General features: G+C 42.8%; 24 protein-coding genes. 17 read left to right on the top strand and 7 right to left on the bottom strand.

Annotated features, from left to right (window positions below; translation table 11 throughout):
- Positions 1-143 precede the first annotated feature (143 nt).
- Both FTV14_RS13420 and FTV14_RS13415 read left to right on the top strand, forming a co-directional pair.
- Positions 144-938: a nitroreductase family protein gene (locus tag FTV14_RS13420; protein ID WP_180010692.1), complete on the top strand. Its 795-nt coding sequence runs from the start codon at positions 144-146 to the stop codon at positions 936-938.
- A gap of 253 nt (positions 939-1,191) precedes the next feature.
- The gene (locus FTV14_RS13415; protein ID WP_180010690.1) at positions 1,192-1,785 is read left to right on the top strand and encodes a hypothetical protein; all 594 of its coding nucleotides are present in this window, start codon (positions 1,192-1,194) and stop codon (positions 1,783-1,785) included.
- A 79-nt stretch (positions 1,786-1,864) separates the two neighbouring features.
- Here the strand turns inward: FTV14_RS13415 and FTV14_RS13410 are convergent, their stop codons facing one another.
- The 6 genes from FTV14_RS13410 to FTV14_RS13390 all read right to left on the bottom strand — a co-directional run bounded on the left by FTV14_RS13410 (position 1,865) and on the right by FTV14_RS13390 (position 11,631).
- Positions 1,865-3,331 (bottom strand): carotenoid oxygenase family protein, encoded by a 1,467-nt coding sequence (locus tag FTV14_RS13410; protein WP_180054026.1) that lies wholly within the window; start codon positions 3,329-3,331, stop codon positions 1,865-1,867.
- Positions 3,332-3,467: 136 nt separating this feature from the next.
- A complete protein-coding gene (locus FTV14_RS13405; RefSeq protein WP_180010686.1) occupies positions 3,468-3,785 on the bottom strand; it encodes an NGG1p interacting factor NIF3 in 318 nt (105 codons plus the stop codon).
- Positions 3,786-3,802: 17 nt separating this feature from the next.
- Positions 3,803-4,684: a LysR family transcriptional regulator gene (locus FTV14_RS13400; protein WP_159124023.1), complete on the bottom strand. Its 882-nt coding sequence runs from the start codon at positions 4,682-4,684 to the stop codon at positions 3,803-3,805.
- Between the two features lie 479 nt (positions 4,685-5,163).
- Positions 5,164-5,289, bottom strand: a complete 126-nt coding sequence (locus FTV14_RS16090; RefSeq protein ID WP_253144109.1) for a KGW motif small protein — start codon at positions 5,287-5,289, stop codon at positions 5,164-5,166.
- Positions 5,290-5,603: 314 nt separating this feature from the next.
- Positions 5,604-9,437: a phosphoribosylformylglycinamidine synthase gene (gene purL / locus FTV14_RS13395; protein ID WP_180010684.1), complete on the bottom strand. Its 3,834-nt coding sequence runs from the start codon at positions 9,435-9,437 to the stop codon at positions 5,604-5,606.
- A gap of 550 nt (positions 9,438-9,987) precedes the next feature.
- A complete protein-coding gene (locus FTV14_RS13390) occupies positions 9,988-11,631 on the bottom strand; it encodes an arylsulfatase (RefSeq protein ID WP_180010682.1) in 1,644 nt (547 codons plus the stop codon).
- A 193-nt stretch (positions 11,632-11,824) separates the two neighbouring features.
- Between FTV14_RS13390 and FTV14_RS13385 the strand changes: the two genes are divergently transcribed.
- The 10 genes from FTV14_RS13385 (at position 11,825) to pal (ending at position 22,326) form a co-directional block, all read left to right on the top strand.
- Positions 11,825-13,165: a deoxyguanosinetriphosphate triphosphohydrolase gene (locus FTV14_RS13385; protein ID WP_166138742.1), complete on the top strand. Its 1,341-nt coding sequence runs from the start codon at positions 11,825-11,827 to the stop codon at positions 13,163-13,165.
- Between the two features lie 120 nt (positions 13,166-13,285).
- A complete protein-coding gene (gene ruvA / locus FTV14_RS13380) occupies positions 13,286-13,888 on the top strand; it encodes a Holliday junction branch migration protein RuvA (RefSeq protein WP_180010680.1) in 603 nt (200 codons plus the stop codon).
- 245 nt (positions 13,889-14,133) lie between these two features.
- Positions 14,134-15,135 carry a Holliday junction branch migration DNA helicase RuvB gene (ruvB, locus tag FTV14_RS13375; protein ID WP_180010678.1) on the top strand — a complete coding sequence of 334 codons (1,002 nt, stop codon included), beginning with the start codon at positions 14,134-14,136 and terminating at the stop codon, positions 15,133-15,135.
- Between the two features lie 525 nt (positions 15,136-15,660).
- On the top strand, positions 15,661-17,010 hold the full coding sequence (locus FTV14_RS13370; protein ID WP_373684852.1) for an amidohydrolase: 1,350 nt from the start codon (positions 15,661-15,663) through the stop codon (positions 17,008-17,010).
- A 260-nt stretch (positions 17,011-17,270) separates the two neighbouring features.
- Complete coding sequence (gene ybgC, locus FTV14_RS13365) at positions 17,271-17,678, top strand: tol-pal system-associated acyl-CoA thioesterase (RefSeq protein ID WP_034170923.1); 408 nt, start codon at positions 17,271-17,273, stop codon at positions 17,676-17,678.
- Between the two features lie 27 nt (positions 17,679-17,705).
- On the top strand, positions 17,706-18,404 hold the full coding sequence (gene tolQ / locus FTV14_RS13360; RefSeq protein WP_179992679.1) for a protein TolQ: 699 nt from the start codon (positions 17,706-17,708) through the stop codon (positions 18,402-18,404).
- Positions 18,404-18,853, top strand: coding sequence for a protein TolR (tolR, locus tag FTV14_RS13355; RefSeq protein ID WP_159124030.1), 450 nt, complete (start codon positions 18,404-18,406; stop codon positions 18,851-18,853). Before tolQ ends, tolR begins: the two co-directional genes overlap by 1 nt.
- A 3-nt stretch (positions 18,854-18,856) precedes the next feature.
- A complete protein-coding gene (gene tolA / locus FTV14_RS13350; RefSeq protein ID WP_180010676.1) occupies positions 18,857-20,212 on the top strand; it encodes a cell envelope integrity protein TolA in 1,356 nt (451 codons plus the stop codon).
- A 202-nt stretch (positions 20,213-20,414) separates the two neighbouring features.
- Entirely contained in the window at positions 20,415-21,698 is a 1,284-nt protein-coding gene (gene tolB, locus FTV14_RS13345; RefSeq protein ID WP_175968221.1) for a Tol-Pal system beta propeller repeat protein TolB, read from the top strand.
- Positions 21,699-21,753: 55 nt separating this feature from the next.
- Positions 21,754-22,326: a peptidoglycan-associated lipoprotein Pal gene (gene pal, locus FTV14_RS13340; protein WP_159124033.1), complete on the top strand. Its 573-nt coding sequence runs from the start codon at positions 21,754-21,756 to the stop codon at positions 22,324-22,326.
- Positions 22,327-22,416: 90 nt separating this feature from the next.
- On the opposite strand, the gene FTV14_RS13335 is transcribed toward pal, so the two are convergent.
- On the bottom strand, positions 22,417-22,602 hold the full coding sequence (locus FTV14_RS13335) for an NF038105 family protein (RefSeq protein ID WP_159124034.1): 186 nt from the start codon (positions 22,600-22,602) through the stop codon (positions 22,417-22,419).
- 183 nt (positions 22,603-22,785) lie between these two features.
- Between FTV14_RS13335 and FTV14_RS13330 the strand changes: the two genes are divergently transcribed.
- The 5 genes from FTV14_RS13330 (at position 22,786) to FTV14_RS13310 (ending at position 26,079) form a co-directional block, all read left to right on the top strand.
- A complete protein-coding gene (locus FTV14_RS13330) occupies positions 22,786-23,760 on the top strand; it encodes a class 1 fructose-bisphosphatase (protein WP_159124035.1) in 975 nt (324 codons plus the stop codon).
- A 49-nt stretch (positions 23,761-23,809) separates the two neighbouring features.
- Positions 23,810-24,586 (top strand): RNA methyltransferase, encoded by a 777-nt coding sequence (locus FTV14_RS13325; protein WP_159124036.1) that lies wholly within the window; start codon positions 23,810-23,812, stop codon positions 24,584-24,586.
- A gap of 167 nt (positions 24,587-24,753) precedes the next feature.
- Complete coding sequence (locus tag FTV14_RS13320) at positions 24,754-25,368, top strand: RNA polymerase sigma factor (RefSeq protein ID WP_159124054.1); 615 nt, start codon at positions 24,754-24,756, stop codon at positions 25,366-25,368.
- On the top strand, positions 25,365-25,682 hold the full coding sequence (locus FTV14_RS13315; protein WP_004784617.1) for a hypothetical protein: 318 nt from the start codon (positions 25,365-25,367) through the stop codon (positions 25,680-25,682). The genes FTV14_RS13320 and FTV14_RS13315 overlap by 4 nt, the downstream gene beginning before the upstream one ends.
- Positions 25,672-26,079, top strand: a complete 408-nt coding sequence (locus FTV14_RS13310; RefSeq protein ID WP_159124038.1) for a DUF3106 domain-containing protein — start codon at positions 25,672-25,674, stop codon at positions 26,077-26,079. The genes FTV14_RS13315 and FTV14_RS13310 overlap by 11 nt, the downstream gene beginning before the upstream one ends.
- The last annotated feature ends 158 nt before the right edge of the window (positions 26,080-26,237 follow it).

The raw sequence follows: 26,237 nt of genomic DNA, 5'->3' as shown, positions 1-26,237 counted from the left end.
ATGGCGATTCAGCGTTTAATTGGTTTTGGGAAAAAAGAAGAGTTTAAGGAAATTTTGGCAATTTTAAGAAAGCAGAATCCTGATAGGATAAGGGTTCTGTGAAATTTGTCGTGTACAGAGATTTTTTTGAAAGAATCTAGCTTATGACTAATGAAAACTCCCAAACGACTTCTCAAACAACCGATAGTTCAAATCCTGAAAAGAAACGTTACTACGAACCTGCACCTCAGGATATTGATGTAGACAATTTCCGAAAGGTCATCGAAAGCCGACGTTCTGTACGTAAATTCACTAAAAAGCCAATTCCTGCCGAGGTCCTCGATGCCTGTCTGGATTTGGCCTTGCTGGCACCAAACTCTTCAAACCTGCAGCCATGGACATTTTATGTGGTGCAGAACTCCTCCAAGAAAAAACGTCTGGTTAAAGCATGTATGAGCCAGCTTGCTGCTAAAACAGCTTCAGAACTGATTGTCTGTGTGGCACGTACTGACCGTGTAGATGAAATGGCAAAACTGAATATCAGCGAGTTTCCATTTCCTGAGGCTCCACCAGCCATTAAAAAGTACTATAAGTACATTCCCTATAACTACAAGACAGGTTATCTGAATGCCTTTGGTAACTTTAAGAAAGTCGCTTTCAAAGTAGCCCGTACACTCGATAAACAAATGCCGGTTTCTGCATTTAGTCCTGCCGATGCCAAGCTATGGGCAAGTAAAACCACAGCACTAGCATGTGAAAATCTGGTACTGGCTTTACGTGCTTATGGTTTTGATAGCTGTATGATGGAAGGTTTCGATGAACCAATGGTTCGTGAAATTCTGGACCTGAATGATCAGCAATATCCGGTGATGGTGATTGGTGCTGGTGAACGTGCCAAAGATGGCGTGTTCTTCCCGCAGTATCGTTTTGATCGAGAGCTGTTTATTCAGAAGGTTTGAGTTTAAAAATAGTATTTAAAGGATTTAAGAATATTAATTTACTTAATATTTGATGACATGGATGTCGCTTAATTAAGTATATTAGAAAAATCTAAATAATAATTTTATAGTTTCCTCATACAAGTATTTCATAATGATTTTATTCTTATAAAGAATCACTTAAAACAAAAATTTTCAATCATCAATTATCTCAACCAAATTAAAACTAACTACGAAATAGCCTTAACCTTCTCATCTAAGACAGGCGTTTATAATGGTCAAACTTATTAAAACGAGCATACTTATAAATATAATAATGTTAGCTACAGGATGCTCATCAATGATGAAAAATAGTATTAGTTACGCTATACATTATGAGACAGGAAAATTTATATATAAAAACAATTGGCCCGAGTGTAGAAATTTAACAATGACTCCAGATTTAATAAAAAATCAAAAATATATTACAACTTATAGTAGCTGTAAGGTATCTCCTGAAGGGTATGTTCCTCAACAAATTATTATTGAATATGTACCTTGGTTGACTTATGAAGAGCAAATAAAAAAAGGATATGGTGTTCCTGAAGAATTACGTTACGCTCAAGGAGAAGCAGCAGCAAAAAAAAGACTAGCGATAATGAATGCAGAACAAGAGGGTATAGATAAAATTCCAGCCACAGCATGGAAACGTATTATATTAAATCCCCCTAAAGAAGTAGAGAAATATAAGAATCAGGTTCCAGAAGGCAAAGGTAATCGTAGTCGAGGTAAAGAGATTCATTACCTCATTTCCCTTAATCCTGATGGTAGTTACAGTATAGAAACCAAACTGTATTGGGTTGAGAAATATCAAGAAAAGTGGAATTGAAGATTTATTTAAGCATCTAGTCAAGTCCGTTTGATTTCACACGGACTTAAATAAACTAAAATTTTTCCTAAATATAATTTTATATTACTTTCAACTTCCGATAATCAATCCAATTACAATGAAACCCAACCGGCACTCGGACGGGTAAATAAATTGTGGCAATTGGCCCATCCTTAATATGCTGTGCATCCAAAATCACAACTTTCGAAGGGCTACAATCTAAAGCATGCACATAAGACATGAGCCAACCCTCATTTTCAGCTTGTGCACCCTCTTTTTCGACAAATATAGCCTCACCTGTGACCCAATTTTCTCCAAATGAATAACTTTCTATGGTCGTAGTTTCTAAATCATGACCCAATAAGCTATTACTGCTGACATGGTAAGGATCATCAAATTCGCCAAAGGAAATGCTATAAGCATAACGATATGGCCGCCCGGTATAAGCTTCATTAATGCGTGGGAATTCCTGTTTAACATCCGATAAGATTGTCCGCTTCACTTTCCCTGTTCCTTTTTCGAAGACAAATCGTTCTAATTGAAGATCCTGATCTTCAATTGGGCCCTGAATCGAATGCACCATCGCTTTGGAATGTACCACTGCATCCATGACGACATCCCCTGTATCCAGATCATAAGCATTCATGGTATGGAAAATAAAACAGGGATCAATGTTGTACCAGCGTATATCCTGAGCACTTCCACCAAGAGGTAATAAGCCAATACGTGCCTGATGTTTCTGGTTCCATTGATATGGCAGCAATGAACCTTTTAAAGCACTTTGCATTGAGAAATTTACATTTAAGTCCAGAATTAAGACCTGAGATTCGGTAATCGCACAGTCATGTACCATCGGACCATGTTTGACTGGAATCTCAACATGATTTTTCAGTTTACCCTGTGCATCTATATGCAGATAAAAGACTTTATTATGGGTTAGCCCATCATAACAAACCGCATGAATATCACCGGTATCTGGATCAATATGTGGATGTGCAGTAAATGGCAAGTCTAGATCATCATTCTCAAACAGATGATGGCACTTAGATTCCAGTTCACTATTCACTTCGATTGGATAAGCACCCGCTTCGACCAATGCCCAGATTTTCCCAGCAAAATTGATGATATTGGTATTTACTGGATCAGCTACACCACGACTTTTCCCCGGAATCACTGAGCGATGTAATTTCTTCTGTACACTATCCGCACCGACATATTGGCTTTTGTACCAGTGTGCTTCACCTTCTTTAAGCCGTAACGCATGAATCATCCCATCACCAGTAAACCGGTGATAAATTTTTGGATTTTTCACTGTAATGGGGTTCGGGCCAATTCGCATCAAGGCGCCATCTAATTCTTTCGGGATCTGCCCTTCTACCTTCAATTGAGTTGAAAAATGCTCCTGCCGCTGCGGTGCAAAAATACCATCCAGATATGGATTATCATGGGCATATGGAATACGGTTATGTAGGATTTCTGCGCCGTATTGAATAGATTTATTCAGCGTATTTTTGAACATGCTGCTCAGCGGTTTTGGCAACTGCATTGTTATATTCCTTGTTTTATTCTTTTATTTGAGTTGTTCTGATAAATTTTATAATAATAAAAGCAGATTGGGTGTTTTTAATATATAGACGGCACATCAACACTAATGCACCGTCGGTTTATATCACTTCTAAAATTTAAACTTTTATATCTAAGAGCTGTATAAATTCAAATGCCGGTTCTTCATAAGGATGACTGTCTTTTAGAGCCTTAGCCACTTCAACAGCCTTTTCATCAGGCACAAGAATTTCGACCCGCCATTCTTCCACCTTTTCTAATTGGCCAATTTCCCCAATATGAGGATCTGCGCCTTGCTGCGGCTTAAATTGTCCAGTTCCCAGCACTTGCCAGGCACAATCGGTATATTCACCAATCCCACCCGCACCTGCTGCAAAGATGGCCTTCTTGGTTTCCTCTAGGTTTTCATCTGGTACGTAATAAATCAGTTTAAGCATATATCCCTACAAGTTTTTCAAGCATTTACCGTATTGTTAAGGGCTTCGGTAATAATATTCAATGCTGGATTTTGAGAGTTCTTGTTAAATGTTGCATATAGTTCTACCTGGGGTAAAGGTCGATCTGTCTGGATCACTTTCACTTCATCATTCAGGAAACGCAATAAATAATCGGGAGCAAAACTGAAACCCATCCCCATATTGATCAGGTTAATATGCTGTAGCACATTGGTCGCCCACAGCACCTGATCGTGCTTTAGCTGATCAAAGGACATCAAAGCATTCAGTCTTTCGTAAAATACAGGTGATGCATTCTGATCACACATAATAATCGTATGATTTTTCAGTTCTTGTAATTTCAGTATTCGATCGGTTGGGTGCAAATGCTTGGCTGCAACCAAGTGAATTTGCTCCGTCAATAAATGAATATTGTCAAAATCTGGATGATCCATCTGAAAACGGGTAATACTTAGATCTAGTTCAGCATTTTTTAGACGTTGAAGCTGTTCCAGACAGAACAGGCTATGCAGATGAATTTTCAGATCTGGCATGGTCTTTTTCAACTTGGCCAAAATATGTGGCATGACTTTTAGTTCGGCAACATTCAGAAAACCAATATGAATCTGGTTATTTTTCTGCTGGGCCACCTGTCGTGCTGACGCAACGGCCAATTTGGCATTTTCTAGAGCTTTTTCTGCATAGATTAAAAAGGCCTTACCTTCATCGGTTAACTGTATTTTTCGTGAAGAACGCTCAAACAGGTTAACGCCAACTTCCTGCTCCAAATCTTTAATCTGCTGGCTTAAAGAAGGTTGAGCCGTAAACAGCTTTTCAGCAGCCCTAGTGAAACTCTGCTCCTGCGCCACGGTAATAAAATAGCGTAAATGTCGAAGTTCCATAGATTGCTCACTTCAAAAAACAGGTGCTTATCATACGATTTAGGCCAACGTATTGAAAATATTAATAGATCAATAGCTTATACGAATACTCATATATCTACTTTCTATGCATGGCCAGACTTTTCCCCTCCTACATTTATACCTGTTTCAGGTATACACATAGTGTCTTGCATGACGCAGTATTCGACATTGAGCTCAGATTAAAGTTGGAAACAGGCAGCAGAATCGCTGAACTTGCCATATCTGGAGGTGATTCAGATTGCTTCTCATGATGTTATAAACCCTAGAATGGCAAGTCTGAAATTCATGAATCTGTGTAATTCTGGTTAGGCCGGTTGGTTATATCACTTGGTGTTATCAGGATAGTATTAATAATGCTTTTGATTATGTGAATACGCTGAAGGTAACGTTAAAGCAGATTCAGCTCACTGTTTAGCGATAAAAAAGCCACCTCTCGGTGGCTTTTTTAAATCTGTTGATCAAGAACCCTGTAGCAAATAACTACCTACCAAGAACAGCACCTGTAGGCCAACGACAAAACCAAATAACCACCAACCTTTCTGACGTAATTCTGTTCTATCCATTATTCTGAGCGTCTTAGCCATGTCATCACCTCATTCTTGAGTGTTGATACTGAACTGATCTATACCATCTTTCCTTTAAAGTGCATAAATATTGTGCATTATTTACACAATATCACTTCTATGCAGATATAAAAGCAAAATCTAAACCAGTTCAGCGGGAGAAAATTAAATAAATGTTTCAAACTGCTTAGAAAGCAAAAAGCCACCCACTGGTGGCAATTGATGAAGCTAGTCTAAACAAAAGTAAATGATTTTTCTAGTTTTACTAATTTCCCATAAGTTCAAACTATAAAAAAGGGCCGCTGCTGCGACCCTTTTTTTGAAGCTAAATCAGATTAACCAATAAATTTGCGAGCATTACGGAACATGCGTAACCATGCACCGTCCTGATCCCAGTCTTCTGGTTTCCAAGAGTGCTGGATCGCACGGAAGTTACGCTCAGGGTGTGGCATCAAGATAGTCGCACGACCATCTTTCGAAGTTACACCAGAAATCCCTTCAGGCGAACCATTCGGGTTCAATGGATATTGCTCAGTCGCATTACCCTGGCTATCCACATAACGCATAATCACCTGATTATTGGCATTCAATGCAGCAATGTTTTCAGCCGATGCTACTACGCGACCTTCACCATGTGCCACAGCGATTGGAAGAATTGAACCTTCCATGCCTTCTAATAATACAGAGTGAGATTTCTCTACACGAACATTGACGCTACGTGCTTCAAATACTTCTGATTTGTTGCGATGGAACCGAGGCCAAGCATCTGCACCTGGAATCAGTGGAGCCAATTGTGACAGCATCTGACAACCATTACAGATCCCTAAAGAGAAGGTCTCCTGACGGTTAAAGAATTTCTCGAACTGGTCACGAAGTTGCTGATTGAACAATACTGATTTCGCCCAGCCACCACCTGCACCCAATACGTCACCGTAAGAGAAGCCACCACATGTGACCAGACCTTCGAAGTCATCCAAGCTGATACGGCCAGCTAGAAGATCGCTCATGTGTACGTCAACAGTATTGAAGCCGACTTTGTCGAATGCTGCTGCCATTTCTACATGACCATTCACACCCTGCTCACGCAGAATCGCCATATTTGGACGACGTGAGTTAATGTACGGTGCTTCGATTTGTTCGTTCAGATCAAATGTCGGTTGAGCAATCAAACCTTTGTGTGCTTTGTCTGTTACTAATGCAAATTCTTGATTTGCAGTTTCTACGTTGTCACGCAGACGCTGGATTTGATGAGAAACTTCAGTCCAAGCCACTTGCAGGTCGGCACGTTCAAGTACCAGACCATTTACAGATAACTGATCAGAGTTATTCACTGTACCTACTACAGAGATCGCATCTTTCAGAGTAGAAGTCGCGATTTCTGCTTGTAATGCTTCCCAATCTGCTTTCGCTATTTGCAGAACTGCACCGATTTCTTCAGCGAACAATGCTTCAACTGATTGGTCTTCTAGCGCTACGCCTAGACGTGCAGCAAACATCATTTCCGCAACAGTTGCCAGTAAACCACCATCACCGATGTCATGGTAAGCCTTGATCAGACCACGGTTGTTCCAGTCTTGAACCAGTGCGAAGAATGCTTTGAAGTCATCAAAGCTGTCGACATCAGGAGTCACTGAACCAATTGCTTTGTATACCTGAGCCAAGATCGAACCGCCTAAACGGAACTGACCTTTAGATAGATCAATACGAACCAGTACAGATTCAATATTTTTCAGCTCAGGGGTTAATGTCTTACGAACATCAGTTACAGGTGCAAATGCAGTGATCACGCCTGACATTGGAGAAGTAACAGATTTGTCTTCGCCTTCGTCATTCCAGGTGGTACGCATTGACAATGAGTCTTTACCGACTGGAATTGCGATGCCCAGTGCAGGGCACATTTCCATACCAATGGCTTTTACACCTTCGAACAATGCTTGGTCTTCGCCCGGTTGACCTGCAGCAGCCATCCAGTTTGCAGACAGTTTGATGTCGCTGATTTGATCAATCTTCGCAGACATAATATTTGAGATCGATTCAGCAACTGATAAACGTGCAGAAGCCGCTGGGTTTAACAATGCAACTGGTGGACGTTCACCCATTGCCATTGCTTCACCTGTGTAACCGACAAGGCTGGTTGTTGTTACTGCAGCATCAGCCACAGGAACCTGCCATGGACCAACCATCTGGTCACGTGCCACCATACCGGTAATCGAGCGGTCACCAATAGTGATCAGGAATGATTTAGAAGCGACTGTTGGGTTCTTGATCACGCGATAAATCGCATCTTTCAGATCAGTCACTTTAGACGCATCAAAGTCATCGCCTTTACGCGGAGCAGTTTCATATGAACGGCTCATACGTGGTGTACCACCAAGCATCACTTGCATTGGCATATCCACTGGCTTGTTGCCGAACAATGGATCTTCAACGGTTAAATGACGCGCTTCAGTTGCTTCACCCAATACCGCAAACGGACAACGTTCACGCGCACAGATCGATTCGAATAAAGGTAGAGATTCTGGACGGATCGCCAGTACATAACGCTCTTGCGCTTCGTTTGACCAGATTTCCATTGGCGACATGCCTGGCTCAAGCGATGGGATCTTACGAAGATCAAGCACCGCACCAAGCTCATGGTCATTTACCAGCTCGGGCATCGCATTCGAGATACCGCCCGCACCGACGTCATGTACAGAAACGATTGGGTTTTCATCTTCCATACGCCAGCAAGTATCAATCACTTCCTGACAACGGCGTTCCATTTCCGGGTTTTCACGTTGTACAGAAGCGAAGTCCAGGTTTTCACCCAGTTTACCGCTGTCTACAGATGATGCAGCACCACCGCCAAGGCCGATCAGCATTGCTGGACCGCCAAGCACGATCAGTAGATCGCCTGGTTGAATCGCATCTTTTTCAACGTGGTCCGGACGGATGTTACCGTAACCACCCGCGATCATGATTGGCTTATGGAAACCTTTCACTTCGCCATTGACGTTTTGTTCAAACGTACGGAAATAACCAGTTAACGCTGGACGACCAAATTCGTTGTTAAACGCAGCACCACCCAATGGACCTTCAATCATGATTTGAAGTGGAGATGCCATACGTGACGGTTTACCGTAGTTTTCTTCCCAAGGCTGTTCAAAACCAGGAATATTCAGGTTAGATACGGTGAAACCCGTTAAACCAGCTTTCGGTTTACCACCACGACCAGTCGCGCCTTCGTCACGAATCTCACCGCCTGAACCAGTTGCTGCACCGGCAAATGGTGCAATCGCTGTTGGGTGGTTGTGAGTTTCCACTTTCATCAGGATGTGAGCGGCCTGGCTCTTGTATTTATAAACGTGTTGACCGTTATCTTCTTGAGTCGGATAGAAACGTTGCGTATCAAAACCAACAATCACCGATGCGTTGTCTTTATAAGCCGACAATACGTCTGTTGGTGATTCTTTATAGGTATTTTTGATCATCTGGAACAATGACAATGGTTGAACTTCACCATCAATCGTCCATTCAGAACCGAAGATTTTATGACGGCAGTGCTCTGAGTTAGCCTGCGCAAACATCATCAGTTCAATGTCGTTCGGGTTACGACCCAGTTTAGTAAATGCTTCTGTCAGGTAATCAATTTCCTGTTCAGACAGCGCAAAACCGAACTCATTATTGGCTTTTACCAATGCCTCTTTACCTTGACCCAGGATATCAATCGAGTTCAAAGGTTTTGGCGCAGTTTCAGTAAACAACACTGCAGCATCTTCAATCGCATTGAAAACACTTTCAGTCATGCGGTCATGCAAGATCTGTAATGCTTCTTTAGAAAGCTCTTTTTCGCCCTTCAAAGTAAACAAAACACCGCGTTCTAAATGATGAACCGGTGTATTACAGTTGGCAAAAATATCAGTTGCCTTTGATGACCATGGTGAAATCGTGCCGACACGCGGTGTCACTAGAATCTGGATTTCATCACTTGCAGCCTGGCGCAGTTCAAATGATTGACCATCGTTGAGAAGCTGTAAAGCGGATTGCTGTTGTTGCTCGTTGAGCGCTTGGTCAAAAAGATAAACAAATTGACTTTCTAGTGATTGAACAGAACTAATTGACGATAAACGTGTGAGTAGTTGAGCTTTCTTAAAAGAAGAATGTGCAGGTGCACCGGCAACGATAAACATGCTGATTTTGGCTCCACGGGATGATCGAGCGACCATGCCACAATGTGACTTGAGAGAGCGCATATTCTACTGTGAAATACATAAATCGGCTAGAGAGGAAATGAGAAAACTCAAGCGAAAAGCTATAGCATTTTATAAATAATGCTTTTATTTTCAGATAAAAAAATTGAATGTAGTCGCACAGCTTAACACAATTTGTTAAAGAAAAATTAAAACTAGTCAAGAATAATTCAACTTAAAAATTTTGTATTATTTTTCAACACTATTGATCATATCAAGTGGTTTAAAATTTAATCTCTATTTTTAATAAAAATGAGCCAAGGATTGACTTCTTTATTATTTCTTGATCAAAAATAGGTAGCTGCGCTGCTTTTTGCCATCTGTCTGAATGATGATCAACTATATTAAATATTCAGTCCACAGACTAAGATTTACTTTCTATCAAAATTATTGCTCTATAAAAAACAGGCCGTTTGACCTGTTTTTTATTTCAGCTCATTCTTGTAAGCATCTGCTCAGTTATGAAATTCGATAATTCATTAGAAATAGCTTAGGCAGTTTTATTTAATAAAATTCCCCCGCCTTCAATTTCTACCACACCATTTTCTCGTACATAAACTTTCCAGTCGGCCAGCAGCTCCTGTAATTTTTCTGGATAACGCTCTGCTAGATCTTCAGTTTCACCCACATCTTCTGCCAGGTTATAAAGTTGCCATCTGTTTGGGCCATTCGGTGCGGGAATAAATAAAGCCTTCCAATCCCCTTTACGCAAAGCTTTTTGTCCGAACAGCTCCCAACCCGTGATATGGTCTTCAGCATGAATATAGGCCTGCTGTTGCTGCAAATACGGCAGAATGCTTTTACCACGTAGTGGCACCAGTTTCCGACCTTTATACTGCTGTCCCGGATGCTGAATATTTAATGTTTCCAGTAAAGTAGGCAGTAGATCCATCACCGTTAAAAACTCATGACTGATGCCATTTTGACGTGCAAAGCCCTGATGCTTGATAAATGCCGGTGTACGAATTCCACCTTCACTGGTATGCGCTTTATAAAGTCGAGATGGCGCTGTGGCCGCCTGTGCCCAATGCTCACCGTACCAGACATAGGAATTACCCTTGCCAATATTTTCCAGACGATTGTCATAATATTTGGCAATCACGGTCTCAATATCAGGACCAAAGACTGGTAATGCTTCCAGCTGCGCACCTTCTGCCCCATTGTCCGAAAGAAAAATAATAATAGTATTGTCGTATTGATCAGTCTGTTTTAAATGTTCAATCACACGACCAATATTCTGATCCATGCGATCAACCATTGCTGCGTAGACTTCCATGGTACGCGCCGAGAACTGCTTTTCATCTTCCGTCAAACTGTCCCAGAATTTAGTTTTTGCCAATACTGGATGAATCGTAGCATCTTCACCTACTAAACCAAGCTCTTTGATTTTAGCTAAACGCTTCTGACGTAATACTTGAGGACCTTCATCATATACACCTTTGTATTTGGCAATATCTTCCGGATGGGCTTGCAAAGGCCAGTGTGGTGCTGAAAATGGCAAATACGCAAAGAATGGGCGTTCTGCACGACTCTCATCATCTTGCAGATAATCCAGCAAGCGATCTGTAAAATAGTCTGAACTATAGAAGTCTTCCGGCAATGCAGTAATGTATTCATCATTTTCTGCATAGAGCCCCCGAGTTACTTTCAACAGGCCCGGAATTTCTTCTTCTGGAATATCGGGTTCAAACGCATAGTGATTGGCTGCACCCGGGAGCAAGGTAAATGACTTTTCAAAACCACGGCGTGCCGGAAAACGGTCTGGAGTTAAGCCCAGATGCCATTTTCCAGACATGATGGTGTAATAGCCTGCATCATGTAACAGTTCCGGTAGAGCCGCAACCTGATCATTTAAATACCCCTCATAACCCGGTTGGCCTTTCTGTTCAGGTCGTATGGCTTCGGCCATGGAACCCAATCCTGCCAGATGATGGTCTGTGCCGGAAAGTAGCATGGAACGGGTGGGTGAACAGGTCGATGCGGTATGAAAGTTAGTCAGGCGTAATCCTTCCAGGGCAATTGCATCTAAATGTGGTGTCTGGATCTCTCCACCAAATGCACCCAGATCAGAAAAGCCCAGATCATCAGCGACGATGAGTAAAATATTTGGTTGAGTAATTTGTGCTGTGGTCATATTTGGTCTACAAATTGATTTTATTATCGTGGTAATTTGCCTGAAATTGTTGGCTCAATCCTGTCACCAAATTGACAATCTTTCGCTGTATTTCAGCTAAGCTAATTCAAAATGACATTTCATGTCGCACTGCCCTAGTGCTTTACGCTCTTTTTTGGCATGATGCAGAAAGTAGAGAACTGAATAATGATAAATGACTCAAATGCGTTGGTTGGAACTGCTTTCGACAGTTCGGATTGGTAGTAAAAAGCAGAGTACAGAACTGGCCCGTAGCCCGTTCCACAAAGATTATGACCGTATTATTTTTTCCCAGAGCTTCCGGCAGCTCAACCGTAAAACCCAGGTGCATCCTTTAACCCAGCACGATGGTATTCATACGCGCCTGACGCATTCACTGGAAGTCTCCTGTATTGGCCGCTCGCTAGGGATGTTGGCCGCAGAGAAAATTAAAGACCAGCTTCCACCCTGGGTGTCTCCAGCGGATGTGGGCGCCATCATTCAAGCCGCTTGTCTGGCCCATGATATTGGCAACCCGCCTTTTGGCCATGCCGGTGAATATGCGATCCGCGAATGGTTTGATGATGTATCACATACTGACTTCTTAAAAGATTTAAGTCCTGAACAGGAAGCAGATGTACGTCAGTTTGAAGGCAATGCCCAAGGCCTGCGGCTTCTAACCAAGATTGACTATCATCCAAATGATGGCGGCATGCGCCTGACCTATGCCACTTTGGGTGCTTATTTAAAATATCCGTGGCTGTCAAAAACCATGGCATCACAAGTAGATTTACCTGCCAGTAGCCGTGCCAAATTTGGCTGCTATCAGGCAGAAAAAGAGATTTTAAAGCAAATTGCGGAAGAGCTTGGACTAATCCAGCTCGGCGAGTATCGATATTGTCGTCATCCACTGACCTATCTACTCGAAGCAGCCGATGATATTTGTTATGCCCTGATTGACCTAGAAGATGGCATCAGCTTGAACATGCTCAGCTATGCTGAAGTGGAACCGGTATTTTTAAATCTGCTCGGAGATTATGGAACGCCTTCTGAAATCGGCATGCCTGATACGACCTGGCAACAGAAAATTGCTGCACTGCGTGGCCGTGTGATGAAACGTCTGGTGAATGAAGTGACGACTGCTTTTGCACGCCACCATGACCAGATTCTATCTGGTCAGTTACAAGGCACTTTATTGCAATATTGTTCGTCAGATATTGAAAGTGGTATTAACCGCGCCAAAGAACTGGCACGTGACAAGATTTTTGAACATCCACAGAAAGCGGGCCTAGAGATCATTGCCCATCAAAGTCTGCAAAATATTCTGGATGCCTTTATTCCGCTGACCACACCACATAAAAACCTGAGCTTTAAGGAACAGCGGTTAATGTCGATTCTGCAACGTTCAGGTGCAAACTTTAAAGACAGCCATTATGACAATATTATGCAGGTATTAGATATTATCTCGAAATTTTCGGATCATCAGGCTTATAACCTGTCACAGGAATTGCAGGGTAATAAAGCCGGATTGTTATAAAACATCTGGCTGGATTAGATGATTATTGCAGCAAAATCACCTGTTTTGCAGAAGGAGATTTTGCCTTTCCTGAAAATGCTGACTACTATGCTGCAAAACTGAATTGAGTAATGATAAAAGATGATTGGATGCCTGATTGGTGAAGTGCTGGCGCTGGAAGCACCGACTGTATTATTAAATGTGAATGGTGTAGGTTATGAAATCGATACGCCGCTCACTACTTTTTGCCAGTTGCAAAAAGGCCAGAAAATTACCCTGTGGACGCATCTGGCTGTGCGTGAAGATGCACAATTGCTATATGGTTTTTTAAATGCTCAGGAAAAAACTATTTTCCGTACTTTATTAAAAGTGAACGGCGTTGGCCCCAAAATGGCACTCGGCATTCTATCTACCTTAAGTGTAGAAATGCTAATTCATACAGTTGAGAATGAAGATGTAAATACCTTGGTTAAAGTTCCAGGTGTCGGCAAGAAAACTGCTGAACGTTTGATGATCGAACTGCGCGATCGCTTTAAAGCCATGTCTGCGGGCACTGCTCCAAGCAATTCGACAGCTCCACAAATTCAGTTTATGGGCAATTCAGCCGTGGCTGAAGCGGAAGCTGCATTACAGTCATTGGGCTATAAACCTGCTGAAGCACAAAAACTGGTGAACGCTGCCAAAGGTGAATTTACTGAAGCCAGCGATATTATCCGCGCGGCATTAAAGTCGATGAATAGATAATAGGAAAATGACTTTACTTTAAATAAGACTGTTTATTCTCCTATTTATATAAATTACTCGCGACATGGATGTCGCCGGTTGAGTTGAGGTACAGGAAGTACCTTCAACTCAACAAAAGATTTTTGTTACTTTTGATCTTTCAAAAGTAAGACAACGCCTACACAATGGCAGTTAAACACAAATCATTATTTGAGGCTGTTTCTGCAGCATCAAACAGCTTCGATAAAGAGATTAAGTTAATAGATATGCAAGACCGTCTCATCAGTGGTTCTGAAAAACCCGAAGATCATTTTGATCGTGCCATCCGCCCGACTTCCCTCGATGACTACATCGGTCAGCCGGTGGTCCGCGAGCAGATGGAAATTTTCATTGGCGCAGCACGTGGCCGTGAAGAAGCCCTTGATCACACCCTGATTTTTGGCCCGCCAGGTCTGGGTAAAACGACATTGGCCAATATTATTGCCCGTGAAATGGGTGGCAATCTCAAATCGACTTCCGGTCCAGTATTAGAACGTGCGGGCGATCTGGCAGCAATGCTGACCAATCTTGAGGAAGGTGATGTTCTGTTTATTGACGAGATTCACCGCTTGTCACCTGTGATTGAAGAAATCCTTTATCCAGCCATGGAAGACTACCAGCTGGATATCATGATTGGTGAAGGCCCTGCTGCCCGTTCGATTAAATTGGACTTACCACCATTTACTTTGGTCGCTGCAACCACACGTGCTGGTCTACTCACTTCTCCACTTCGTGACCGTTTCGGGATTGTGCAGCGTCTGGAATTCTATTCAGTCGATGACCTCACTCATATTGTGAAACGTTCTGCAAGCCTCTTGGATGTTCCAATGACCGAAGATGGCGCAAAAGAAATTGCACGTCGTTCACGTGGTACACCGCGTATTGCCAACCGTTTATTGCGTCGTGTACGTGACTATGCTCAAGTCAAAGGCACAGGTGAAGTCACTCAGGAAATGGCTCAACGTGCATTAGATATGTTGAACGTGGATAAAGATGGCTTGGATACTCTCGACCGTCGTTACCTGTCGATGTTGCTAGAACGCTTTGATGGTGGCCCGGCGGGTGTAGAAGCTTTGGCAGCAGCAATGGCAGAAGATTCAGGTACGCTGGAAGATGTGATTGAGCCTTATCTGATTCAGCAAGGTTATGTGATGCGTACTGCGCGCGGTCGTATTGCGACCAATATGGCTTATTTACAGTTTGGCATAACGCCGCCTGAGCCGAAGTAAGGGTTAAAATTCTTTTGGCTTAACCATTTTTTATCATAAAGAAAAAGAGCTAATTGACTACTGCAATCAATTAGCTCCAAAAGCACAAACTCGAATCTTTATTATTAAGTAGTTTATTTAGCTATTATAGTTATTGCTCTTTAAGCAAATACTTAGGCTATTTCTTTTAAATTTTATCAATAATAATTATGAAATAATCAAAGCAACTTTAATGCCAAAATAGTATTTAACTTAGAGAAATAGTTGAAACTTAGATAATGAAAGATTTTTAAATCAGATACAAATTCCTTTTAATAATTCCCTATTAGTTTGAATTTTTTAAATAAAATAGACCGTTAAATTTTTATAATTACATAATTTTACAATATCTACCTCTGTAAAATTCCCTTTATCAGCAAGTACTAAAAATGAATATACCGAAAAGGTATGAAATCCATATTCAGAGGGTTTTGGTCAAATGTAGTGCATTATGTAATGCTCAGGCATCTCTTTAACTCTATTCAGATTTTTAAGGTTCTCCCTGATATGAACATGCATAAGACGCTTTCATTTTGTCTCCCTCTTTTATTTTGCAGTCAACTGGCTTTAGCAGATTGGGTAGATGATTCTGTTAAAGCAGCCGAAGCGCATACCATCAAACTACGCCAGCATATTCACCAATATCCTGAACTGGGCAATATGGAATTCAAAACCTCGGAATTAGTACAAAAAGAATTAAAGTCCTATGGTATTGAAGTACGTAAAGGCTATGCCAAAACAGGTGTGATCGGCGTTCTAAAAGGTTCAAAACCTGGCCCCGTCATGGCATTACGTGCAGATATGGATGCCTTGCCCATTCAGGAAACGGCAGCTGTACCTTTTGCCAGCAAGCAGAAAGGTATTTATCAAGGCAAGGAAACTTATGTGATGCATGCCTGCGGTCATGATGCGCATACTGCAATGCTATTAGGTGCAGCCAAAGTGCTCGCTACCAATAAAGATAAGATTGCCGGAACCGTAGTTTTTGTATTCCAGCCAGCAGAAGAAGGCGGTGCAGATATTGATAACTTTAGTCAAGGTGATCAGATCGGCTCACGTAAAATGCTGGCTGATGGCGCACTCAAGAATCCTCAGCCTGAAGTGATTTTTGGAATGCATGTGATGGCGGGTATGCCAAGCGGCAATATTTTCTATAAAGATGGTGCAATTCTCAATAGCGCGGATCATTTACGTATACAGGTAGATGGCCATCAGGTACATGGTTCAATGCCTTGGGCAGGTCGCGATCCAATTTATGCTTCTGCACAGATGATTAATAATTTACAAAGTCTGGTGAGCCGCAAAGCAGATCTGACCAAAGGCATGGGCGTGGTCAGTATTGGAAGTATTCAGGGTGGTACCACAGGAAATGTGATTCCTAATCAGGTGAATATGGTCGGTACGATTCGTTCTAACAGTGAAGATGTCCGTCAAGGCATTTTAAAAGACTTGCCGGAAATGCTGGAACACAATGCCGCAGCCAATGATGTCAAAGTCAAAGTAGAAATTGCGCCCTATGCACCTGTTACTACCAATGATAAAACCTTGACCGAGTTGATGCGTCCGACTCTAGCTAAGGTGAATGGTGAAGATAAACTGCATCTACTCGATAACAATGCCAGTGCCAGTGAAGACTTCGCTTATTATGGCAAGCTGATGCCATCATTGTTTATCTTCGTCGGTGCAACGCCAGCAGATCAAGACTCAGCCAAAGCAGCACCGAACCATAACCCGAATTTTATAGCCGATGATGCGACTTTAAAAACCGGCGTAGAAAGTCATGTCCGTTTTATACTGGATTATCCAAAAGTAGCCAATCAGGTACAAATGAGCTGGAAGCAAAATAACAAAAGCTGATTCTTAGTTCCTCCAGCATGAGTGACTGGTCTCATTCATGCTTTTACTTCGCCGTATTAATAAGCAATTGGTCGTTCCGTACTGGCTTAGCCCCTACTCCATCCAGATTTGACATCTTGTGCCATTGGTCTCAAAGCTCACAGTGCTAAACTTTGACGCGCTAAATTGCTTGACTTTTGGAATGAATAAGGCAAATTCTAAGCCTGCTCCAGCCTCCAAAAACAAGCAATAATTTCGTAAAATCTGCATGGAACAAAACTATGGCGAATCACTTTGAATTCAATATCCGCGTCTATATTGAAGATACTGATGCGGGTGGCATTGTCTACCACGCTAACCATATTCGCTATATGGAACGTACCCGTACTGAATGGTTACGTGCTTCCGGAGTGAGTCACTACTGGCATCAATCCGACTATAACTTTGTTGTGCACAAAATTAACGTCAAATATATGCGCCCAATCCTCATGGATGACCTGATTACCGTGACTGCACGTGTCATTTCATGTAAAGCTTCATCATTTGTATTGCAACAAAATATTTATCGTGGTGAAATCATGCTTGCATCTGGTGAGGTCGAGTTGGCATGTATTAGTGCAGACATGAAACCACGTCGTCTTCCTGATGAAATCCGCGAACTGATTCATAAAGAATTGGAACAAGACTAAAAAAATTATTTGGCACACGTAACAGCTATGGCAACTCAGTTAGAATCATCTCTTCAAGTCTCAGATCTTATTTTACAAGCAAGCCCTGTCGTACAACTGGTGATGCTTTCTCTCCTGTTAGCCTCGTTGTACAGCTGGTACCTGATTGCCAAGTTAACCATGAGCTATAAAAAAGCTCAGGCTGATGACAATCATTTCCAGAAAATTTTCTGGTCAGGTGCCGAACTCAAGACGCTTTATAACAATGCCCAGCTCAATTCCAAACGTACTGGTCTGGAAGATATCTTCTATCAGGGTCTGGGCGAGTTCCTTAAACTTAAAAAACGCCATGCTCCAACTGCCCAGTCAATTGAAGGTACTGAGCGTATTCTGCGTGTAGGTTTAAGTCGTGATCAGGGGCATCTGGAACAAGGCTTGGGTGCGCTGGCCAGTATTGGTTCAGTCGCTCCTTATGTCGGTCTGTTTGGTACCGTCTGGGGCATCATGAATGCCTTTATTGGTCTGGCAGATGTCGATCAGGTTACTTTGGCCACTGTCGCACCTGGTATTGCAGAGGCCCTGATTGCAACGGCGATTGGTTTATTTGCTGCAATTCCTGCGGTTTTAGCCTTTAACCATTTCACATCTAAAGGTGAAGCACTGTACTCTGACCGTGCTCTGTTCGCTGAAGAAATGGTGGCTCTGCTGCAACGTCAATCTGTGGGCGCTACGCAGGACAATGACTAATGGCCATTCAACGTTCAGGACGCTTCGAGCGTATTAAAAAACCACTGAAAAGTGACATGAATGTGGTGCCATACATCGATGTGATGCTGGTACTTCTGGTCATTTTCATGGTGACTGCCCCAATGATTACCAGTGGCATCAAGGTCGATTTGCCGCAAGCCAATGGCTTACCAATCGAATCCAAAGATGCGCCTACGATCGTCACTTTAAAAGAAGATGGTACTTATTTTCTGGAATATAAAAATCAGACCACAGGTCCTGTCACCCTAGAGGCTTTGACGCAGACTTTGATAGAAGCGCAAAGCACTGCGGAAAGTGAAAACAAGGTCCTCAATGTCGTGATCAATGGTCATACCACCCGCCCTTATGGCGATGTGATGGCCTTAATGTCAAGCCTGCAGGATGCGGGTTTGTCCCAAGTGGGTTTACTGACCAAGCCATTAGAATAAAGTATGAAAAATTATCAGAAACCACCGTTTCAGAAGAAAGCAATTGCGATTGGGTTTACGTTAGGAATCCATGCAGTTGCTTTGGTGGGCCTGCTTTTTCTGGGCATGAGTAAGCCACCTGAACCGCCAAAACAGATTAAAACGGTCTTAATTAAACCTGAAGACCTCAAGCCGGTGACTCGTGAAGAAACTGAGTTTGAAGAAACTGCACATGAAAATATTGCAGAAGAAATTACCCAAACTGCTGAACCGAGTGTAGAGCCTGCACCTGTAGTGCCAACGGCAGCTGCACCGACACCTCCGGCACCGCAGCCTGCACCAGCACCCCCACAGATCGATATTCAAAAAGCTCAGCAAGAAGCCAAAGCGGCAGAGCTTGCTCAAGCCAAAGCCGCCCAGCAAGCAGCCGAAGCAGCAAAACGTGCTGAAGCCGCCGAACAGGCAAAACAGGCTGCTGCCAAAGCCAAAGCAGAGGCTGCACAAAAATCTAAAGCCGAAGCTGAAGCAGCGCGTAAGGCGGAAGTAGAAGCACAGCGTAAAGCCGATGCTGCGCAAAAAGCCAAACTTGAAGCGCAGAAAAAGGCTGATTTAGCCGCCAAGCAAAAAGCAGAGGCTCAAGCCAAGGCAAAAGCGGATGCTGCGGCAAAAGCCAAGGCAGATGCCGAAGCTAAACGTAAAGCCGATGCGGCTGCAAAAGCTAAAGCAGAGGCGGATGCTAAACATAAAGCTGACGCTGCGGCAAAAGCCAAAGCAGAGGCTGAAGCTAAACGTAAAGCTGACGCGGCTGCGAAGGCTAAAGCGGAAGCAGATGCCAAGCACAAAGCTGACGCTGCGGCGAAAGCTAAAGCAGAGGCCGAAGCTAAACGTAAAGCTGATGCCGCTGCGAAGGCCAAAGCGGATGCTGATGCCAAGCATAAAGCTGATGCCGCTGCAAAAGCTAAAGCAGAGGCGGATGCTAAACATAAAGCTGAGGCTGCGGCAAAGGCTAAAGCAGATGCAGATGCGAAAGCCAAAGCAGAAGCTGATGCCAAAGCCTCTGCAGCCAAACAGGCTGCTGAAGAAGCTGCACAGAAAAAAGCGGAATCTAAGCGAATTGCCTCTACTGCAAAACGTGATTTCGAAAATAAAATCAGACGTGCATGGGATACCCCAGTGGGCTCCTCAGGCCAGAAAGCGACTGCTCGGGTCACTTTGAGCGATAGTGGTTCTGTGGTTTCTGTGGTGGTGAGTGCCAGTGATCCAGATATGAAAGCCAGTGTAGAAGCGGCAGTACGTGCTGCTGCACCTTATCCAATGCCTTCAGATCCGGATGCACGCCGTGAAGCACGAAGTTTTACTTCAACCTTTACAGCTCATTAATGAAAAACAGCCATAATAAAGAAAAAGTGTTATGGCTGTTTTTTTGAGTTAAACTTCAATTGAAACAGATTAAATAATAATCACTCCCCATAGTGATATAACAGTTTGATGATAAATTCGTGGTCTATTTCGCATAAATCCATGCGATGATGTAGCCCAATCACTTATAAATAACTCCGTTGATTTGAGTAAATAACGAATGATGGAAAAGACACGCAAACACCTACTCTGCCTTGCAATCATGACCACTTTGGGTGCGGTCACTGCGACCCAGTCTCAGGCCCAACTGCATCTGGAAATTACCAAAGCTCCTGAAGCTGCTCCTAAAATTGCCATTGTGCCTTTTAGCCAGGATCAGAGTATTTATCCGGTGGTGGAAAATGACCTGAATCGTTCTGGTAAATTTGCCAGTGCCTCGAAGAATTTACCTGCTACAGCACAACTAAATTCGCCAAATGCTGAAGCTTGGGCAGCTGCAGGCGTACCTTATGTGGTGACTGGTTCATCCAAGACCAATCCTGATGGTTCTTATAGCATTCAGTATCAATTGTATGATGTCGAAAAACGTCAATACTTACTGAATGAGTTGCTGACTGTTCCTGCTTCACGTACCCGTCAGGCAGCCCATATGATCAGTGATGCCATCTATCAGGCATTAACCGGTATTCCGGGAGACTTCACCGGCCGTATTGCTTATGTGTTACGTAATCCGGCAACGCCTGATCAGCGTTATACCTTACAGATTGCCGATACGGATGGTGAACAGCCAAAGACCATTTTGACTTCGCGTGATCCAATCCTGTCACCTGCCTGGACACCGGACGCGAAAAAAATTGCATATGTATCTTTTGAAACCAAACGTCCGGCCATTTATGTACAGGATCTGGCGACTGGTCAACGTGAAAAGCTGGCCAGCTTCCGTGGATTAAACGGTGCACCAAGCTTCTCTCCAGATGGCAAGAGCATGCTGTTCACTGCGTCTATGCACGGTAACCCGGAAATCTATCAGATGAATCTGGAAACACGTCAGTTAAAACGCATGACCAACGATAGCGCAATTGATACAGAAGCACGTTATGCACCAGATGGAAAATCATTTATCTTTACTTCAGATCGTGGTGGTTCTCCGCAGATTTACCGCTATGATTTCAATAATGAAAGTACTAAACGTCTGACTTTCCGTGGCGCATTTAATGCCCGCGCGACCTTAAGTGCAGATGGTAAGAAACTTGCATTGGTTCATCGTCCAAGTGGCAGTAACTATAAAGTGGCTGTACAAGATATTAGCTCAGGTGTGACCAATATCCTGACGCCAACCAGCCTGGATGAATCACCTAGCTTCTCGCCAAATGGTCAGATGGTGGTCTATGCCACTCGCGAAGGTAACCGTGGATTGTTATCCATTATGTCTCTCGATGGCCGGTTCCGCATGAATTTGCCAAGTGAAACAGGTGAAGTCCGCGAACCTGCTTGGGCACCAAAATAATAGTTCAATATTTATAAATGCTTTACCCCATAATCAACCTTCATGGAGATGAAGAATGAACAAAGTAAAATTATTTGCACTTCCTTTACTTGCAGCTGCAGTCGTAATGACTGGTTGTGCCAGCCGTAAACCAGCAGCTGAAGTCCAAACTGGCAACCTGGATACCAGTGGCACCACCACTGTAAACACTGAAGGTCTAAGTGAAGATGCAGCTTTAAGTGCTCAAAATATGGCCGGTGCATCTGCTAAAGGTGTAACTGCGGAAAATAAGGCTTATTTAGCTAAACGTGTAGTTCACTTTGACTATGACAGCAGTGAACTGAGCAATGACGATATCCGTACTCTGCAAGCACATGCCCAGTTCCTGATGGCAAATGCCAATTCTCGTGTAGCTCTGACAGGCCATACAGATGAACGCGGTACACGTGAATACAACATGGCGCTTGGTGAACGTCGTGCCAAAGCAGTAGAAAGTTTCCTGATCACTTCTGGTGTAAATGCAGGCCAACTTGAAGCAGTGAGCTATGGTAAAGAAATGCCAGTTAATCCTGGCCATGATGAAAGTGCGTGGAAAGAAAACCGCCGTGTAGAAATCAACTACGAAGCTGTTCCACCACTACTAAAATAAGTGATCATTTAAATAATACATCATTCATAAAAAAGCACTCAATCGAGTGCTTTTTTATTAGAGGGATATTTGAAAGATCAAAGAATAAAATTACTCTTTGCCTTCACCTTCTTCTGCAGTTTGCATGGATTCAATCATGTCGTGTTTATTGAATTTTTTATATTCAGGTTTTGCTTCGTAATCCTTCCACGCTTCTTTCATCTTGTCTTCAGAAATTTCATCGAGATTAATCGCTTCGCTCGGCGTTGGAGTCGCATCAAACTTTAATGTTGTCATCTCTGTGCTCCTATGATCATTTTTTCCTTTGATTCAACATAGCACTTTCCACAGGAGTTGCAAGGGCAAAATCACAACAAATAATTCAGTTTAATTGTCCTTTTCGGACGTTCTCCTCTAAAATATAGCCGTATATCGTTTTGATCTTTTTTCCCCGATTATAAGTCTTGGAGTTTTTCCCTTATGTCATACCGCACCTTATCCCAATTTCTACAACAACAAAGCGGGAACCTCACACCTGAACTTGCACAAGTAATTGAAACAATTGGAAATACCTGCAAGCGTATTGACCAACTCCTGCAAAAAGGTGCTCTAGCGGGTGTATTAGGTAGTGCTCAACATGAAAATGTTCAAGGCGAAGAGCAGAAGAAACTGGATGTGATTTCTAATGATTATCTGATTGATGCATTAAAAGTACATCCACATGTAGGCGGTTTAGCGTCTGAAGAACTGGATGAATTCACTTCAGCTCAGGAAAATGGTCAATATCTAGTATTGTTCGATCCACTTGATGGTTCAAGCAATATTGATATCAACATGTGTGTGGGTACCATCTTTTCAATTCTTCCTGCAAAAAATAGTGTAACTCAGGCAGAAGACTTCATGCAGGCTGGTGTCAATCAGGTTGCTGCTGGTTATGTGCTGTATGGCCCATCAACCATGATGGCACTGACTGTGGGTGCCGGTGTGGTATTCTTCACTTTCGATCCTGAAACTCAAGAGTTTCTGTTGACTTCTGAAGCGATTCAGGTAGCTGCTGATACTAAAGAATATGCAATCAATGCATCGAACCAGCGTCACTGGGAAGCGCCTGTACAGCGTTATATCGATGAATTGCTGGCAGGTAAAACAGGTCCTCGCGCCAAAGATTTCAATATGCGCTGGGTCGCTTGTATGGTCGGCGATATTCACCGTATTCTGTGCCGTAGCGGGATCTTCATGTACCCATACGACTTAAAAGACCCAACTAAAGCAGGTCGTTTACGTTTAATGTATGAAGCCAATCCAATGAGTATGCTGATGGAACAGGCTGGCGGTGCATCAACGACTGGTCGTGTCCGCATTCTTGAAATCGAACCTACAAATCTGCATCAACGTGTTCCTGTCATCATTGGCTCAAAAAATGAAGTTGAGCTTGTGACCAGCTACCACCACTAATTTTTAAACGGCAGTTGATCTTTGATTGACTGCCGTGGACTTTCTTCTTATGCCAACCATCTTCCTTGAATCCAAAGACAATCCTAAAATTAAACACTTACGCGGTTTAATTGAACAGAATTCTTATCGAAAAAAACAAGGACAGACTGTGCTTGAAGGCACGCACCTGTGTCTTGCATGGTTACATGAAAACAAGAAAATCAATTCGATCTTCACGACTGAACATGCTTTAGCGCATCCTGATTTCGACATTATTTTAAACAAATATACCGGTGTGGTCTTTGTCATTGGTGAATCGCTTTATAAGGACCTGAGTACCTTAGGCACTTCGATTGCATGTATGGCGATTGTCGATATTCCAAGCTCAAGCCAGGCACTTGATTTTACGGCTGACACTCTGATCCTTGAAAATGTGCAGGATCCCGGTAATGTTGGCACCCTGCTACGTTCAGCAGCAGCTGCCGGTATTGATCAGGTCATTTGTACTAAGGGTTCAGCATCTCTTTGGTCACCACGGGTATTACGTGCAGGTATGGGCGCGCATTTTTCTTTGCAAACTTTTGAAAATATCGCACTGGAAGATCTTTTACCGCAATTCAAGATTCCGGTATATGTCACCAGCTCACATCGCTCTAGCAGCCTGTACAGTAAAGACTTGCGTAAAGCCTGCGTCTGGATTCTGGGCAATGAAGGTCAAGGCGTATCTGACTATGCCCTGCAACATGCCGAAGCGGTGACTATTCCACAGCCAGGTGGACAGGAATCCCTGAATGTTGCCATTGCAGGCTCTATCTGTTTCTTTGAGATGGTGCGTCAACGTATTTAATACGGTATTTAGGTTACATTGTTTTAATTACAGTCAGTGTATTTATAAAATAGATTACACTACAAAAATAATAAGTTTTATTGTCAACCAAATCGTTATTCCCAACGTTATATGCACATGAACTTGGGAATAATGGTGGGTATCCAATGACAGGATTTTCCATCTCTATGGATTTAGCACCGAAACCGTTGCAGTCACAAGATGCGAGTATTCTAAAGAGTACCGCTGAGTCTCGCCTGAAAAATTTCATGCAGGACGTGACCGGGCGTGCTTTGGTGATGATGGAAAGTGCGACTCAAGGACAACATGGGATCGCAATGGATCTGGTTCAGGAAGCTTTTATTGCTTTGCATAAATCTTATGCAGAGAAAAGCACTGAAGAGTGGTATCCCCTGTTCTATACGATTCTGAATAACAAATTACAGGATTGGCGTCGTAAAGAAGCACGTCGCAACCAGCCCTTTTCCTTTTTCAAAAAAGTCAGCCTTGATGACGACGAAGTCGAATTTGACAATCTGGTAGATGAATCTACGCCCTCACCTTTAGAATTTCTGGATCAGGCAGTAACTGCTGAAGAAATTCAGGAGGCGATTGCCAAATTACCTGTGCGTCAGCAGCAAGCATTTATGCTCAGAGCTTGGGAAGGCTTTGATACTCAAACTACAGCGCAAATTATGAACTGTACAGAAGGCAGTGTGAAAACCCATTATCACCGTGCTATTCAAGGTCTACGTGCCTCTCTAGCACACTTAAATCCATATCTGGGAGGATCATCCGAATGAAGCAAGATGATTTCTTAAAGCAAGTAACTTCCAAACTTGATGGACTGGCACAGCACCACAAAGATAAACCGGTGGTGATGAATCATGTGCTGGAGCATATTCAGGACGCACAACATTCACGCTTTGCATTTCTAAAAATGTCTGGCTTTGCTTTGGCTGCTGCGATTGCTGGCGTGGTAGTGCTACCGAATATTGTCAGCCATAACGAACCTCAGACTCAAGCGGTATCTACACCCAAACTCTCTCCACAGATGCTTGAAGATCTGGAAATGTTAATGGTTTTAGGTGAGGACAAAGTTCCACATGGCAGCTAAAAGATTAGCAATTGCATTTTGTGCATTCAGCTTCCTGCAAACCAGCTTTGCGGGATTTGAACGTTTTTGGATTTTTTCCAAAGATGCCAATACGCAGGTCAACGAAACCTGGGATACACTTTCTGATTCCGAGCAACTGGCATTAATTAAACGTTATCAGTCCTTAAAAGAAATGCCTGAACAGCAACGTATTAATTTACAGCAACGCATGGATTGGTTCACCCAGCTTCCTGAAGCTGAAAAGCAGCGTATGCGTGAAACCTGGCAAATGATGAGCAGCCAGGAACGTAAGGAGTTAGGGGCACGGATGCAAAAAGCAACACCAGAAGAACGACTGGCGATCCGTGAAGAATATATCCAGAAATACCAGCAACTCACTCAACCTAAAACTCATTAATTTAAGTTAAATAAAAAAGCCTCCATCTGGATAATGCCAGTCAGTTAAGCAAATATTAGTAAAATGTAGTAAAAATGAGTGTATGTAAATACGCTCATTTTTTTATGACTTTATCTGAAAATTTAGATTGCACCCTTCAACATTCTTTACCTTCACTT

This window comes from Acinetobacter sp. YH12236 (genome assembly GCF_013417645.1).
Classification (GTDB): Bacteria; Pseudomonadota; Gammaproteobacteria; order Pseudomonadales; family Moraxellaceae; genus Acinetobacter.
Note: the sequence above shows the minus strand (reverse complement) of the source record. Positions and strands in the feature narration are given on the sequence as shown.

Bases quoted from the DNA above. Each gene is read 5' to 3' on its own strand.
- FTV14_RS13420 (WP_180010692.1), top strand. From the start codon at position 144: ATGACTAATGAAAACTCCCAAACGACTTCTCAAACAACCGATAGTTCA.
- FTV14_RS13415 (WP_180010690.1), top strand. From the start codon at position 1,192: ATGGTCAAACTTATTAAAACGAGCATACTTATAAATATAATAATGTTA.
- FTV14_RS13410 (WP_180054026.1), bottom strand. From the start codon at position 3,331: ATGCAGTTGCCAAAACCGCTGAGCAGCATGTTCAAAAATACGCTGAAT.
- FTV14_RS13405 (WP_180010686.1), bottom strand. From the start codon at position 3,785: ATGCTTAAACTGATTTATTACGTACCAGATGAAAACCTAGAGGAAACC.
- FTV14_RS13400 (WP_159124023.1), bottom strand. From the start codon at position 4,684: ATGGAACTTCGACATTTACGCTATTTTATTACCGTGGCGCAGGAGCAG.
- FTV14_RS16090 (WP_253144109.1), bottom strand. From the start codon at position 5,289: ATGGCTAAGACGCTCAGAATAATGGATAGAACAGAATTACGTCAGAAA.
- purL (WP_180010684.1), bottom strand. From the start codon at position 9,437: ATGTTTATCGTTGCCGGTGCACCTGCACATTCTTCTTTTAAGAAAGCT.
- FTV14_RS13390 (WP_180010682.1), bottom strand. From the start codon at position 11,631: ATGACCACAGCACAAATTACTCAACCAAATATTTTACTCATCGTCGCT.
- FTV14_RS13385 (WP_166138742.1), top strand. From the start codon at position 11,825: ATGACTCAAATGCGTTGGTTGGAACTGCTTTCGACAGTTCGGATTGGT.
- ruvA (WP_180010680.1), top strand. From the start codon at position 13,286: ATGATTGGATGCCTGATTGGTGAAGTGCTGGCGCTGGAAGCACCGACT.
- ruvB (WP_180010678.1), top strand. From the start codon at position 14,134: ATGCAAGACCGTCTCATCAGTGGTTCTGAAAAACCCGAAGATCATTTT.
- FTV14_RS13370 (WP_373684852.1), top strand. From the start codon at position 15,661: ATGAACATGCATAAGACGCTTTCATTTTGTCTCCCTCTTTTATTTTGC.
- ybgC (WP_034170923.1), top strand. From the start codon at position 17,271: ATGGCGAATCACTTTGAATTCAATATCCGCGTCTATATTGAAGATACT.
- tolQ (WP_179992679.1), top strand. From the start codon at position 17,706: ATGGCAACTCAGTTAGAATCATCTCTTCAAGTCTCAGATCTTATTTTA.
- tolR (WP_159124030.1), top strand. From the start codon at position 18,404: ATGGCCATTCAACGTTCAGGACGCTTCGAGCGTATTAAAAAACCACTG.
- tolA (WP_180010676.1), top strand. From the start codon at position 18,857: ATGAAAAATTATCAGAAACCACCGTTTCAGAAGAAAGCAATTGCGATT.
- tolB (WP_175968221.1), top strand. From the start codon at position 20,415: ATGGAAAAGACACGCAAACACCTACTCTGCCTTGCAATCATGACCACT.
- pal (WP_159124033.1), top strand. From the start codon at position 21,754: ATGAACAAAGTAAAATTATTTGCACTTCCTTTACTTGCAGCTGCAGTC.
- FTV14_RS13335 (WP_159124034.1), bottom strand. From the start codon at position 22,602: ATGACAACATTAAAGTTTGATGCGACTCCAACGCCGAGCGAAGCGATT.
- FTV14_RS13330 (WP_159124035.1), top strand. From the start codon at position 22,786: ATGTCATACCGCACCTTATCCCAATTTCTACAACAACAAAGCGGGAAC.
- FTV14_RS13325 (WP_159124036.1), top strand. From the start codon at position 23,810: ATGCCAACCATCTTCCTTGAATCCAAAGACAATCCTAAAATTAAACAC.
- FTV14_RS13320 (WP_159124054.1), top strand. From the start codon at position 24,754: ATGGATTTAGCACCGAAACCGTTGCAGTCACAAGATGCGAGTATTCTA.
- FTV14_RS13315 (WP_004784617.1), top strand. From the start codon at position 25,365: ATGAAGCAAGATGATTTCTTAAAGCAAGTAACTTCCAAACTTGATGGA.
- FTV14_RS13310 (WP_159124038.1), top strand. From the start codon at position 25,672: ATGGCAGCTAAAAGATTAGCAATTGCATTTTGTGCATTCAGCTTCCTG.